Annotated in this window: 14 protein-coding genes; 6 read left to right on the forward strand and 8 right to left on the reverse strand. The window is 70.3% G+C overall.

Features of this window, described 5'->3' with window-relative positions:
- Positions 1 to 117 precede the first annotated feature (117 nt).
- From J4573_RS33475 to J4573_RS33495, 5 genes are all read left to right on the forward strand, one after another.
- A complete protein-coding gene (locus J4573_RS33475) occupies positions 118 to 1,710 on the forward strand; it encodes an acyl-CoA carboxylase subunit beta (RefSeq protein WP_208259942.1) in 1,593 nt (530 codons plus the stop codon).
- A complete protein-coding gene (locus J4573_RS33480) occupies positions 1,707 to 1,991 on the forward strand; it encodes an acyl-CoA carboxylase subunit epsilon (RefSeq protein WP_208259943.1) in 285 nt (94 codons plus the stop codon). The genes J4573_RS33475 and J4573_RS33480 overlap by 4 nt, the downstream gene beginning before the upstream one ends.
- Before the next feature lie 176 nt (positions 1,992 to 2,167).
- Positions 2,168 to 3,217: an NYN domain-containing protein gene (locus tag J4573_RS33485; RefSeq protein ID WP_208259944.1), complete on the forward strand. Its 1,050-nt coding sequence runs from the start codon at positions 2,168 to 2,170 to the stop codon at positions 3,215 to 3,217.
- A gap of 116 nt (positions 3,218 to 3,333) precedes the next feature.
- Complete coding sequence (locus tag J4573_RS33490) at positions 3,334 to 4,557, forward strand: YncE family protein (RefSeq protein ID WP_372442946.1); 1,224 nt, start codon at positions 3,334 to 3,336, stop codon at positions 4,555 to 4,557.
- A 58-nt stretch (positions 4,558 to 4,615) separates the two neighbouring features.
- Positions 4,616 to 5,323, forward strand: coding sequence for a DUF899 domain-containing protein (locus J4573_RS33495; RefSeq protein ID WP_307797097.1), 708 nt, complete (start codon positions 4,616 to 4,618; stop codon positions 5,321 to 5,323).
- A 61-nt stretch (positions 5,324 to 5,384) separates the two neighbouring features.
- Here J4573_RS33495 and J4573_RS33500 read toward each other — a convergent pair whose 3' ends face one another.
- The 4 genes from J4573_RS33500 to J4573_RS33515 form a co-directional block, all read right to left on the reverse strand.
- On the reverse strand, positions 5,385 to 6,839 hold the full coding sequence (locus J4573_RS33500; RefSeq protein WP_208259946.1) for an MFS transporter: 1,455 nt from the start codon (positions 6,837 to 6,839) through the stop codon (positions 5,385 to 5,387).
- Positions 6,840 to 6,847: 8 nt separating this feature from the next.
- Positions 6,848 to 7,303 (reverse strand): carboxymuconolactone decarboxylase family protein, encoded by a 456-nt coding sequence (locus tag J4573_RS33505; protein ID WP_243773982.1) that lies wholly within the window; start codon positions 7,301 to 7,303, stop codon positions 6,848 to 6,850.
- A gap of 90 nt (positions 7,304 to 7,393) precedes the next feature.
- The gene (locus J4573_RS33510) at positions 7,394 to 7,879 is read right to left on the reverse strand and encodes an RrF2 family transcriptional regulator (RefSeq protein ID WP_208259947.1); all 486 of its coding nucleotides are present in this window, start codon (positions 7,877 to 7,879) and stop codon (positions 7,394 to 7,396) included.
- A gap of 64 nt (positions 7,880 to 7,943) precedes the next feature.
- Positions 7,944 to 10,811 (reverse strand): AfsR/SARP family transcriptional regulator, encoded by a 2,868-nt coding sequence (locus tag J4573_RS33515; RefSeq protein ID WP_307797099.1) that lies wholly within the window; start codon positions 10,809 to 10,811, stop codon positions 7,944 to 7,946.
- Between the two features lie 482 nt (positions 10,812 to 11,293).
- Between J4573_RS33515 and J4573_RS33520 the strand changes: the two genes are divergently transcribed.
- Positions 11,294 to 11,938 (forward strand): hypothetical protein, encoded by a 645-nt coding sequence (locus tag J4573_RS33520; protein ID WP_208259949.1) that lies wholly within the window; start codon positions 11,294 to 11,296, stop codon positions 11,936 to 11,938.
- Positions 11,939 to 11,952: 14 nt separating this feature from the next.
- Here the strand turns inward: J4573_RS33520 and J4573_RS33525 are convergent, their stop codons facing one another.
- The 4 genes from J4573_RS33525 to J4573_RS33540 are packed head-to-tail and all read right to left on the reverse strand — an operon-like array spanning position 11,953 to position 13,428.
- Positions 11,953 to 12,378: a TadE/TadG family type IV pilus assembly protein gene (locus tag J4573_RS33525; RefSeq protein WP_243773983.1), complete on the reverse strand. Its 426-nt coding sequence runs from the start codon at positions 12,376 to 12,378 to the stop codon at positions 11,953 to 11,955.
- Positions 12,375 to 12,773, reverse strand: coding sequence for a TadE/TadG family type IV pilus assembly protein (locus J4573_RS33530; protein WP_208259950.1), 399 nt, complete (start codon positions 12,771 to 12,773; stop codon positions 12,375 to 12,377). The genes J4573_RS33525 and J4573_RS33530 overlap by 4 nt, the downstream gene beginning before the upstream one ends.
- Before the next feature lie 29 nt (positions 12,774 to 12,802).
- Positions 12,803 to 13,186, reverse strand: coding sequence for a TadE/TadG family type IV pilus assembly protein (locus J4573_RS33535; protein WP_243773984.1), 384 nt, complete (start codon positions 13,184 to 13,186; stop codon positions 12,803 to 12,805).
- 29 nt (positions 13,187 to 13,215) lie between these two features.
- On the reverse strand, positions 13,216 to 13,428 hold the full coding sequence (locus J4573_RS33540; protein ID WP_208259952.1) for a Flp family type IVb pilin: 213 nt from the start codon (positions 13,426 to 13,428) through the stop codon (positions 13,216 to 13,218).
- Positions 13,429 to 13,440 lie beyond the last annotated feature (12 nt).

Genomic DNA, 13,440 nt, shown 5'->3' on the forward strand with positions numbered 1-13,440 from the left:
TTGCGCGTGTTCTCAACCACGACGCCCAGCGTAGTGAGCCGCGAAAAGCGACTCGAAGGCGCGGTCGGCGGGACCCGGCGAGCGGCCCGGAATCAGTGTGCGGTTACCCTGACCGGCATGGCGATGGAAGCACCCGAACCTCCTGTCGACTTCGACATCCATACGACCGCGGGCAAGATCGCGGACCTGGAGCGGCGCCGGTACGAGGCGGTGCACGCCGGATCCGCACGCGCGGTGGAGAAGCAGCACGCCAAGGGCAAGATGACCGCCCGGGAGCGGATCGACGCGCTGCTGGACCCCGGCTCGTTCGTCGAGTTCGACGAGCTGGCCCGGCACCGCTCGACCAACTTCGGCATGGAGAAGAACCGCCCGTACGGCGACGGCGTGGTGACCGGGTACGGCACCGTCGACGGCCGGCCGGTCGCGGTCTTCAGCCAGGACTTCACGGTCTCGGGCGGCTCGCTCGGCGAGGTCTTCGGCGAGAAGATCTGCAAGGTCATGGACCACGCGGTGAAGACCGGCTGCCCGGTGATCGGCATCAACGACTCCGGCGGCGCGCGGATCCAGGAGGGTGTGGTCGCCCTCGGCCTCTACGCCGAGATCTTCAAGCGGAACGTGCACGCCTCCGGTGTGATCCCGCAGATCTCCCTGGTCATGGGCCCGTGCGCGGGCGGCGCGGTGTACTCCCCCGCGATCACCGACTTCATCGTCATGGTCGACCAGACCTCGCACATGTTCATCACCGGGCCGGACGTCATCAAGACGGTCACCGGCGAAGAGGTGACCATGGAGGAGCTGGGCGGCGCGCACTCGCACAACTCCAAGTCGGGCGTGGCCCACTACCAGGGTTCCGATGAGGACGACGCGATCGACTACGTCAAGGCGCTGCTGTCCTACCTGCCGTCCAACAACCTCGGCGACGCGCCCGCCTTCGAGGCCGCCGCCGACCCGGACGAGGTGGTGGAGGAGCTGGACACGCTCATCCCCGACTCGCCGAACCAGCCGTACGACATGCACACCGCGATCGAGGGCGTGCTGGACGACGGCGAGTTCCTCGAGGTGCAGGAGCTGTTCGCGCCCAACATCATCGTCGGCTTCGGCCGGGTGGAGGGCCACTCGGTCGGCGTTGTCGCCAACCAGCCGATGCAGTTCGCGGGCACGCTGGACATCGATGCGTCCGAGAAGGCGGCGCGATTCGTTCGCACCTGCGACGCTTTCAACATTCCTGTTCTGACATTTGTGGACGTTCCAGGATTCCTTCCGGGGACCGATCAAGAATGGAACGGAATCATCCGCCGCGGCGCCAAGCTGCTGTACGCCTATGCCGAGGCGACCGTCCCGCTGGTCACCGTGATCACGCGTAAGGCGTACGGCGGCGCCTACGACGTCATGGGCTCCAAGCACCTCGGCGCCGACGTCAACCTGGCCTGGCCGACCGCCCAGATCGCGGTCATGGGCGCGCAGGGCGCGGTCAACATCCTCTACCGGCGCGAGCTGGCCGCCGCCGACGCGCCCGACGCCCGCCGCGCCGAGCTGATCACCGAGTACGAGGACACCCTGGCCAACCCCTACATCGCCGCCGAGCGCGGCTATGTGGACGCGGTGATCAAGCCGTCGGAGACGCGCGGCCAGGTCATCAAGGCGCTGCGGTCGCTGCGCGAGAAGCGCAAGAACCTGCCGCCCAAGAAGCACGGGAACATCCCGCTGTGAGCGCCACCGAGGGCAACGAGGAGAGCGCCGCCGAGAGCGCGGCCGGAAGGCCGTTCCTGCAGATCGTGCGGGGTGAGCCGACCGCCGAGGAGGTCGCCGCGCTGGTGGCGGTGCTCACCGCACGCGCGCAGGCGGCGGCCGCCGCACGACAGGCGGCCGAGGGCGCGGGCCGCAAGGTCTCGCGCTGGTCGGACCGGTCGCGTTCGCTGCGCGGGCCGGTGGTGGAGGGCGTACGGCCGCGCGGTCCGGGTGCGTGGCGGGCCAGCGGCCTCCCTAGGTAGCCGCACCGCCGCCGCACGGTCGCCGCGCCGTGACCGAGGGCGTTTCCGAGGTAGCGTCTAGATGGCAATGAGGAACGCGAACCCGGTGCGAGGGATCCGTGAGCGGTAATCCCCGAGGCAGATGTAACCGTGGTTCGCGCCCTCGAAAGGCCTCTGCACGAATAAGGTGAAAGGCCATGGCCACCTCGGAGTTCGTTCCTCAGCCCGCCCGCTTTGCAATCTTCGTCGATGCGGGGTACCTCTACGCGGCCTCCGGTGCGCTGCTGCTCGAGTGCAGCTCCCGGCGTGAATATAGGGTCGCGGCGGAGAAACTGATCAAAGCGTTGACGACCCATGCCGACGACCAGTTGCTAGGTGAGCTGCTACGGGTCTACTGGTTCGACGCGGCGCCGAAACGGCAGCCGACGGTGGACCAACGAGTGATCGCCAACCTTCCGCTGGTGAAGCTGCGCCTGGGCAACCTGAACGCGCAGGGCCAGCAGAAGGGCGTGGACGCCCAGTTGCGCGCGGACCTGGAGGCGCTGGCCCGGCACCGTGCGATCACCGACGCGGTGCTGCTGGCGGGCGACGAGGACATGCTGCCCGCCGTGGAGGCCGCGCAGCGGTACGGGGTGCGCGTCCATCTGTGGGGCGTGGAACCGACCCACGGCTCCAACCAGGCCGAGTGGCTGGTCTGGGAGTCCGACACCGTCGAGGTCCTGCCCGCCGATTTTCTTCGCCCGTACTTCACTAAAGCCAAGGTGCTGCCCGTTCCGACCGCCGCTGCCGCCGCCGCTGCCGTCCGCGATGCCGCCGCCGTGCACGCGGGCACGCGCGCCCCGTCGGTGCCGTCCCCTTCGCAGGTCTTCGCCGGGCGTGCCCCGGCCGTCAAGCCGTCGCCCGTCGCGGTGAAGAACACCGTGCACACGACCGTGGGCCATGGCCCGTCACCGGCCTCGATGCCCGCCGTCGCCGACGGCAAGCTCGGGCCCGACCGCGACCACATGCTGGAGATCGGCGAGCACGTCGCCCAGAAGTGGATCTTCGAGCGGGGCCGCGACAACATCCGCGACCTGCTGCCCGGCCCGATCCTGCCGCCCGTCATCGACAAGGAACTGCTGATCGAGGCGGAGAAGGAGCTCGGCGGATCGCTGCGCCCCTATCAGGAGGCGCGGACCTGGCTGCGCGACGGCTTCTGGGAACGCGTCTACCGCGAGTTCGGCATCGGCATCGGCAAGTCCGACTGACCGGCGCCGGGAAGTCCGACTGACCGTTTCCGCCCCATCACGCACCGCGTTCTTCAAACGCGTTTTGTGATTAGTCCGACACGAAACGTGTCGGTGCCGGTACAGTCCGGCGCGTGATGGGGGGACATCGCACACCACAACGGGCCGCCGCGCTGCTGGCGGCCGTCATCGCGCTGTCGGCCTGCCGGTCGCCGGCGCCGTTCTACCGAACGGGCCACGGCTCGCCGGACGCCCCGGTCGTGGGCCTCGGCGGCGCCGCCCCGTACGTGCGGACGCCGTCGCCGACGCCACTGGCTCCGGCGGGCGACTCACCGGCCGTGCCGTCGCCGAGCGCCACGCATCCGCCGGTCGACGTCTACTCGGCCGCCGGTCCGGGCATGCTGGCGCCCGCCGCCCGTGGCCTTCCGGCGCGCCTGTACGTTCCGAACATCCAGGGCAAGGCCGGGATCGTCGACGTCATCGACCAGCGCACGATGCGCCGTCTCGGCCGCCTCAAGGTCGGCAAGGCCCCGCAATGGATCGTTCCGTCGTGGGACTTCCGGACGCTGTGGGCGGCCGACCCGAGCCTCCAGGCGGCCGCTCCGGTCAGCCCGCACGCCGTCACCCGCGGGCGCGGCGTGGCCCTCACCGACCCCGGCGCGCTCTACTACACTCCCGACGGTACGAGCGCGCTCGTCATGGCGCCCGGCCTGGGCCGCATCGACGCCCGCGACCCGCGCACGATGCGCATGATCGGCTCGATCGAGCTGCCCTGCCACGGCGCCGCCCACGCCGACTTCACCGCCGACGGCAAGGCCCTGGTCGCGAGCTGCCCCTCGACCGGCTGGCTGGTCCGCGTCGATCCGGCCGTCCGTACGGTCACCGGCACCCTCCGCCTGCCCGCCGGGTCCAAGCCCGGCGACCTGCGCCTCTCCCCGGACGGCCGGACGTTCTACGTCGCCGACACCGCCCGGGGCGGCGTCTGGCTGGTCGACGCGTACGACCTCCAGCGCGGCGGCTTCATCCCGACCGGGGCCGGCGCGCACGGCCTCGTCCTCACCCGCGACTCCCGCCGCCTCCTGGCCGTGGGCGAGGGCTCGATCGCGGTGATCGACCTCGCCGCCCGCCAGGTGACGGCCCGCTGGCCGCTGTCGGCGCCCGGCCCCCTGGCCGTGGGCGGCCTGAACGCCGACGGCACCGCCCTCTGGCTGTCGGACACCGGATCCGGTTGGCTCTACCAACTGGCCACCCGGAACGGAAAAGTCCTGCACAAGGTCAAGGTCGGCGGCCACCCCCACGCCGTGTGCGTCTACCCGCAGCCCGGCCGCCACTCCCTAGGCGGTCCCGGCCTCTACAGATGACTTTCGCGACTCCCCCTGGTCTATATCTGAGCAGAGACATCCGAGCCCGGGAGGAATCGTGACCGATCACAAGGCCGGCGCCCTGCCCCCAATCGTCGATCAGAAGACCTGGCAGGCCGCGCTCGACGAGCTGCGCGCACGGGAGAAGGCCGCCACCCGCGAACTCGACGCCATCGCCGCGCAGCGCCGCAGACTGCCCATGGTCGAGCTCCCCGACTACACGTTGAACGGCCCCGGCGGCCCGATCCGGCTGGTCGACGTCTTCGAAGGACGCTCCCAGCTCATCGTCTACAACCACATGTGGTTCGACGACGAGGAGTGGCAGTGCGGCGGCTGTACGAGCCTGACCTCGCAGTACGTCCGGCTGGGCGCCCTCGACAACTACGACGCCCGCTTCGTCATCGTCACCAACGGCCCCATCGACCAGGCGCTGGCCTACAAGGAGAAGGTCGGCAACACGATGGACTGGTACTCCTCGTCGGAGAGCCCGTTCGGCGCCGACGTGGACGCGCCGCCCGGCGGGGGCTTCGCGGTGAACGTCTTCCTCCGTGACGGCGACAAGGTCTACCGCACCTGGCACACCAGCGGCCGCGGCACCGAGCAGCTCAGCTACACCTTCGCGCTGGTCGACGTCCTGCCGTGGGGCCGCCAGGAGGAGTGGCAGGACTCACCCGAGGGCTGGCCGAAGTCCCCGACCTACTCCAAGTGGCTCGACTCCCCGGACGTAGCCCGCCTCTACGGCCCGACCGCAGGGCACGAGACGTGAGAGCGACAGCATGAATCCGGCGCTGGTGAACTGGGGGTTCACCAGCGCCGGGTTTCGCTCTCTAGACGGCGGGTGTTGTCGCTTCGCGGGTCGGGGCGGACGGGGTTTGTTGCTTGGGGGCGCGCTTGAGGTTGAGGGCTACTAGCGCGGTGAGGGCGATTCCGGCGGCGGCGATCAGCGTGGCGGTGCGCAGGCCGTCGGTGGTGGCGGCGCGGAGAGCGTCGCCCGTGAGGCCCTCCGTACCGGAGTTGGCGATCGCGACCAGGACGGCCAGGCCGACCGCGCCGCCGACCTGCTGGGTGGTGGAGGCCAGGCCGGACGCGACGCCCTGCTCGTCTTGGCCCGCTCCTGCGGCGGCCGCGCCGAACATCAGGGTGTAGGTCGCGCCCTGGCCGAGCCCCATGACGGCCAGGCCCGGGATCAGCGCGGCGTACGAGGCCGTGGTGGTCATGGTCAGGCCGAGGATCACGGTGCCGACGACGCCGACGGCGAGCGCGGCCGAGATCGTGAAGCGCATGCCGTACCGGGTGGCGAGGCGTCCGCCCGACTGGGACCCGACGGCGATCGCGATCATCGGGACGAGGAACGCGATGCCGGTGCGGAACGGGCTGTAGCCGTGCACGCCCTGGAAGTAGACGGTCAGGAAGTACTGCAGCGTGCCGAAGCTGCCCATGAACAGGAACGTGATCGCCGCGCCCGTGGTCAGGTCACGGCTGCGCAGCAGGCGCAACGGCAGCAGCGGGTCGGCGCCGCGCTTCTCGATCGCGACGAACGCGGCGAGGAGAAGGATGCCCGCGGCCGCGCTCCCGAGGACGACGGCCGACGCCCATCCGCTGTCCGGGCCTTGGACCAGGGCGAAGACGATGAGGGTGGTGCCGACGGTCGCGGTCAGCGCACCCGCGAGGTCGAAGTGGCGGCGGACCGCGTTGGCGGCACGGGCCGTGTCGGGGGCGATCAGCGGGAACGCCAGGATTGCCGCGGCGACGGCGAGCGGGACGTTCACGTAGAAGACCGCCGACCAGTCGAACGCGTCGGTGAGGACGCCGCCGAGCAGCGAGCCGAGGATCATGCCGCTGCCGCCCGCCGTTCCCCAGATGGCGTACGCGCGGTTGCGCTCGCGGCCCGCGGCGAAGCTCGTGCTGACGAGGGTGAGGGTGGCGGGGAAGAGGAACGCGCCGCCGACGCCCTGCACCGCGCGGGCGGCGATGAGCGTGCCGGGGTCGGCCGCGAGCCCGCCCGCCAGCGACGCCACCGCGTACAGCGACAGGCCGAGGACGAACATCCGGCGCGGCCCGAACAGGTCGCAGGCCCGCCCGCCGAGCAGCAGGAACCCGCCGAACGCCACGGCGTACGCGCTGACCACCCACTGCAGGCTCTGCGGCGAGAAGCCCAGCGCGTCGCCGATCTCCGGCAGCGCGACGTACACGATGTTGTAGTCGATCGCCTCGATGAGCTGGGCGAACGCCAGCAGCGCCAGCAGCAGTGCCGAGCGGCGCCGATTCACGATGGTGGACATGGCGGACCTCAGACGGCCGGGTTGCGGACGGTGACGTTGATGCGGTTCCAGGCGTTGATGGCGGCGATCACCATGACCAGCGCGGCGAGGGACTCCTCGTCGTAGTGGTCGGCCGCGGTGTCCCAGATGTCGTCGGGCACGCCATCGGGATTGTCGGAGATGCGGGTCGCGGCCTCCGCGAGCGCCAGGGCGGCCCGTTCCTCGTCGGTGAAGAGGGGCGACTCGCGCCAGGCGGCGACCGACCAGAGGCGCTCGTCGGTCTCGCCCAGCTTCTTGGCGTCCCTGGCGTGCATGTTCACGCAGTAGGCGCAGCCGTTGATCTGGCTGACGCGCAGCCGCAGCAGATCCAGCAGGCCGTGCGGGACCGGGCTGCCGTTGATGTAGGTCTCCAGGGCCAGCAGGGCCTTGTAGCCGTCGGCGGCGGGCTTGATGACGTTCATCCGGGGCTGCATGGTGGTTCTCATTTCTCGATGTTCTGGATATTTGATAGCTAGAATTAGGAGCGAAGAGAGGCCCGCCGGGCGACGGGCTTGGTCGTAGCTCGGGCTCGGAGCTCAGGTCCGCAGGTTGGCGAACCGGTTGCGGACGCCGCCGGGGGTGCCGGGGAAGCGCTTCTCGACGGTCTCGGCGATCTCGGCGATGGTCTGGCCCGCCAGCTCCTTGCGCCAGGCGAGATCGGCCTTGCGCATCGACTGCGAGATGACGCAGTGCTTGCGGTAGTCGACGTCCTCCCGCCCGTTCGGCCCCTTGCTGAGGATGCCCTCGCAGCGGAACGCCTCCTCGGGACCCTCGATGGCGGTCACCACGTCCAGCACACTGATGTCCTTGGGCGCGCGGGCGAGCCGGAACCCGCCGCGCGGACCCGAGGTCGAGGTCAGGATCCCCGCGCGGGCGAGCGCCTGCAGCTGCTTGTTCAGGTAGGCGGTCGGCAGCTCGTAGAACGCCGCCAGCCGCGCCGCCGTCACGGCCTCGCCCGAGTCCATCCAGGTGAGGTTGACGCAACTGTGGAGCGCCCACTCGACGCCCTCGTTCATCCGCATAACCTGGACATTACACATCCAGAAATAGCCGCGCAACCTCCGCCACGTTCACCACACCTGACACCTAGCGGGCCGACACCCGCTGCCACTCCGGCATGAGCTCCTCGACCAGCGCCTCGGTCTCGGGCTGGAGCTGGTCGAAGTACGGGTCGCGGCCCATCCGGCCGCGCAGCTCGTCCACGACCACCTTGACCTGGGCCTCGTCGCCGCCCGCGTGCGTGGCCCGCAGCAGGTCGCGCCACAGCCCCTCGTCCTCGGGCGCCAGCCGCAGCCCCGCACGCGCCGCGCCGATCGCGCCCCGCGCGTCGCCCTCCTCCAGGCGCAGCACGACCAGCCGGTGCGCGACGTCCACGACCCGCGCGGTCGCCTCGTACTCCAGGTCCTCGGAGGCCAGCCAGCCGTACCGTCCGCGCGGCCGGTCCGCCAGCGCGGGCCCGCGCACCAGGTCCAGGGCGTACGACATGTACGCGGTCTCCGATGCGGGCTCGGCGGCCGACCGCCACACCAGCCACCGGAACACCGCCCAGTCGACCTTGACCTCCGAGCCGAGCCTGATCCGCCCGCGGTCGTCGTAGTAGAGGTTCGGGCGGCCCCGGACGTCGCGTCCGAGCCAGTCCGACACCCGCGCGATGCACGCGTCCCGTACGCCCGCCGCGACGCCGCGCGGCCAGATCGCGCCGCTCAGCACGGTCGGGTGCACGCCGCCCGGATGCGTCGCCAGATAGAGCAGCACCTCGGTGCACAGCGCGCGGCGGCTCTCGTCCATCGGCCCCGGCGCCTCGACCTCGATCGGGCCGAGCAGCCGGATGTCCACCGACGACTGCCGGGGCGGCTCGGTCGCGCCCGCCGGCTGCTCCGCCATCGGAACGGACTCGAGCCGGTCGGCCGTACGGAAGAGCTCGAAGACCCCGCGGTAGTGCTCCTCGGGGATCAGCTGCGCGTCGACCTGGAAGCCGAGCACGCCCGCGTGCAGCCGCCCGCCCTCGTCCACGTCCCACGTCCAGGTGGCGCCCTGCACCTCGCCCGGAACGAGGTAGCCCGCCGCCATCCGCGTGCCCGTACGGGCCAGCGCGACCAGCCGGTCCGCCTCCCGCTCGGTCGGCTGGTCGGCCATGATCAGGTAGTGCGGCATCCAGGCCTCACCGAAGACACCGCGCGAGCGCCCCGTCAATACCGAGTCCACACCCGAGGCCGCCAGCGCCTGCCGTACTTCCTCACTGCGCGCTTCCAGCTCGGGAAGCGCCTCGTCCAGCGACGACACGGTCCGCACCCGGTCCGGCGCGATGTCGCCCAGGCCCTCGCCCAGCTCCGCGCCGAAGCCCACCAGCGTGATGCGCATGTGGTCGGACCAGCGGTTGGTCGCCAGCTCCAAGGCCAGCGCCGCCAGCACCTCGCGCCGCGTCTGCTCGGGCCCCTGCAAGGCGATCAGCCCGTGCGCGGCCTCAAGGTCGACGAGAATGCGCCCGTTCTCATTGGTCCCGATCGAAACAAGCCCCGGATAAGGCGCGAGCACCTCACCGAGCTCCGCGGCCCTCAGCCCGGGCAGCGCATCCCCGCGCAGCCGCCACACCTGGCCGTCGTCGTAGGCCTGCCACGGCTCGGGCGGGTTCCGGTCCGCCGGTGCGATCCACAGGTCCAGGCTCTCCTTGCCCAGGTGCACTCCGTACACCGTCGGCAGGGCACGCCCCTCGCCCATCGACCGCGACAGCTGCCGCAGCCCCAGGTCGAGCAGCTCGACCGCCGCCCCGTCGGCCCCCATCCGCAGGGCCCGCTCGGCCTGCGCCGCCTCGCCCCGCGGCCGTACGACCATCTGCCCGAACGTCCGATGCCACAACTGCGCCCGACGCCGCCGCCCCAGCGCGACCAGCAGCCCGGCGGCCAGCAGCGAAGCGCCCGCCAGCCCCTCCGGCCAGGTCAGCTCGAACGACGACTCCTGGCGCTGCCCCGGAACCGAGACCCCACCGGTCTCCTTGCCACCGTTCAACTCACCCGAAGGCGCCTTGGACCCGCTCCCCTGAGGAACCGGAACCGGCGCGGCAGTCGAGGGCGCCTCATGCTTGGGCGGAGCGGGCGCCTCATGCTGAGGCGGGGCGGCATGCTTGGGCGGCGTAGGAGCTTCCTGCTCGGGCGGGGCGGGCTTCTCAGGAGCGGGCTTGGCGTGATGCCCCGCATGCCCCGTACGGAAGTAGTTCTCCAGCTCCCCAGCAGGAATCACCTGGGAGTGCTTGGCGTCCGACGGCATCTCCAGGATCCACCCGGGCCGGATCAGACTGGCGATGCTCAACTTGCTGCCGTCCGGCTGCACGTGCCCCTTGTTGAGGTTGTAGATCTCCTTGTACCTACGCCCCTCCCCCAGGCACTTGTCGGCGATCTCCCACAGGCTCTCGTGGTGCCGCCCCTCCGGAGGCTGAACGCGGTAGATCTTCGTCGTCTCGGCCTTCTGAACGGGCTGCGCCGCCGGTTCACTGATCTTCTCGACCGCCGCCACCGGCACCGGCCGGATCTCCTGCGCCTGTGTCTGCGCCGGCCGCTGATGCAGCTCCCGCCCGCTGAACGCCGGCATCACCGCAGTGGTCGCCGTGAAAATCAACAACGCCGCCACAACGAGCCGATGCACCAGCGACTGCGTCCCGCCCGCAAGCGGCACCCGCGCCGGAACCCCCACCCCGCGGATCCCCGCGTACAGCTCCACAAGCACACACAGGGCGAGCTGCAACCAGGCCAGCCACACAAAGAAGACCAGCACCCCGATGAGAGCACTCGGCCCGACCTTCTCGGTCAGCTCGCTCGCCGCGGGCACATGATCCGGCACCGGCGACCCGAAGACCGTCAGCAGCACCACCGGCACCCCGACGACCAGCGCCAGCAGGGCCGCGATCGCCCCAAGCCCGCTGATGACATCCCCGAAGCTGCGATGCCCTCGTACCCGCACCGGAGGCTTCGGACCCCGCCCGGTACCCGTACCAGGATCTCTCGTCAGCATCGCGCCCCTAGTGACCTCGCACAGACGTCGCCTTAGCCATCGTAGGCACGCATGACCTGCGCGCAATGCCCTGGCGATAACTATCTCGCGCCTCCGTTGCCACCAACTGTGCCCCACAAGCCCCTGCCTTGACACTCGTTCTCCACACCTGGAAACCTCCCAGTCGAGTTTCGCCGCAAGGACACCCCGCATCGCAGGCATCCCCTCCGACACAAGGACCGTGAAGCCCGATGACCGTCCACAAAGCCGCGCTGACCGCGCTCCTCTTGGCGACCACCCCGCTCATGACGGCGACCCCTGCCCACGCCGCCACTGCTTCACCAGAAAGGGCGGGGTGCTGTGAGGCACTCGCGATGTGGCTTGGTGCCGTGCATCAGACCGTCGTGCTTCCGGGCAGAGGGCATCTCAAGAGGACTGTGCCTCCCGGTTGGGTGACCACCGACAAGGACCCGCACTATTTCCTGCCCAAGAACGCGAAACTGCCGCTGATGACGACGTTCGCAGCGCTCGACATCAGCAAGCCCAGCCGGGCGCGCTACCGCTGGAACCAGCGCTGTATGAGCCCGGTCACCAACCCCAAGAGCTCGGCGTGGACGTGGACCAAGGTTCCGGGCCACGCGCCGAGCCCCACTTGGTATCCGGTGAAGAACGTGTACGGAAGCGTGAACATCGGCTCTTGCCCGAACGGCCTGGTCTGGGTCGAGCACGATCAGGGCGACCATCGGTATGCGCACGGAACGGGTTTCTCCTTTAGTCCCGGACGCTTTCACCCCACGCCCAAGAACGTGAAGGTGTGGCGGTGGGTGACCGCGGCGCAGGCGAAGACCGTCCGCCGCACCGGGAAGTACCCCGTCGCCAAGGGCACCCTCATCGGCCAGTACTTCTTCACGAACCGCGCGTACGCGGGCAAGGTGGCCGGGCAGTTCCGCGGCTACCGGCTCGTCCAGGGCACGCTCTCGGGGTCCGACCTCCTCTTCTACTTCACGGAGAACAAGCGTGCGGACACCGGCATCATGGGCGCCTTCTTCGACAAGTCCCTCAAGCAGCCGAAGAAGACGTTCAAGGTGGTGAAGTAGCGCCTGCCGGGCAACTACTGCTGGCCGTCGGCGGTGATGGGGTGGGCTGAGGCGGACGAACGCAGCGTGAACGAGCCGAATCCCGGGATCACGCCGAGGATCTGCGGCTTCACGGTGAGAGTGACGTCGCAGTCCACCTCCTCGGCGGTGGCCTGGCAGCCGCGCTGGGTGAGGTCGTCCCCATAGTTGTCGAGGAGGTCTTCCCCGGCTTGAACGGCCCTGCCCGGGTCGATCACGGGCTTGCCGGTCGCGCGCAGTTGCGCCTCGTCGATCTGGTTGGCGCCGGCCCGGGCGCCCTGTTCGGCCATGTCGGCGGCGCGCTGGCGCGCGTGGATCGCCAGGCCGCCGTCGACGAGCAGGCCCGCGAGCAGGAAGACCACGGGGGTGAAGAGGACGACGTACATCGAGATCGTCCCGCGGTCGTCCCTGCGGAGCCTCATCCCGCGTCCCCGCCCCGGTAGGTGTAGGTGTCGATGGGAGCCAGCGCTCTGCCCTTGAGCGTCTTGGTGCCGGGCAGGCCGATGAACGTGAGGTCGCCCAGGTCGACATCGCAGGTGACCGTGACGGCGACCTTGCCGCCCGGTCCCCAGTCGCTGGTGTCGGTGTTCACCTGGGGCCCGCCCGAACACCAGGTGTGGCTGCCGAAGCTGCTGGTCGCGGCGCTCTGCGCCAGGTCCACCGCGCCGCCCTCGCTTCGAGCCACGGAGGCGGCACGTACGGCGTCACGGGCCGCGCCGTCGATCTGGCTCTGGGCGTCGACCATGCGCCCGGCTCCGGCGAGGAACAGCAGGAACGCCACGCACAGGGGAGTGACCAGGACCAGCTCCAGTGACATCGAGCCACGGTCGTCCTGCAGCCTCGGTTTCACTGCGCCCCCTGGCAGGCCGTTCCCGTCCCTTCGTCCGGGCGGAAGCACTCGATCGGCCCCTCGGAACGCTGGGTCACGTGGAAGGTCATGAAGGGGATCACCCGGACGGCGGTGCCGGTCACCTCGATGCCGCGCTGGTCTCCGTTGTCGAGCGGCTTCACCTGCCGCCCTTCGAGGAGGTCGGACCCGATCTTGTCGATGTCGCCGCTGGCCTTGTCCACCGCAGCGCCCTGCCAGTCGCCCTGGACCTGGGTGCGGGCGACGCGCGCGCCCGACTGTGCGGCCGCGAGGGCGACGTGCCGTGCGTGGTAGACCATCGCGAACTGGACCACGGCCAGGAGCACGAGGATGAGCACCGGGGTCAGGATGGCCAGTTCCATCGCGGAGGCGCCGCGATCACGGGTCTCGCTCAGCCGGTGTTGATGCTGTTGGCCTTGTCCTTGATCTTCTTCAGAATGATCGCGCCGACGGCGATGGCGATCCCGGCGAGGATGGCCGTGATGATCGCCCATTCGATCGCGGACGCACCGCGACCGCGGTCGTCCTCGTTCCGCAGGCGGTCCAGCCGGACGCCGAGCACCGCCCTCAGATAGGTGATGACCGGGTCGTTGAGCGGGTTCATCCTGTCTCCATC

Source organism: Actinomadura barringtoniae (assembly GCF_017573505.1).
Taxonomy (GTDB): domain Bacteria; phylum Actinomycetota; class Actinomycetes; order Streptosporangiales; family Streptosporangiaceae; genus Spirillospora; species Spirillospora barringtoniae.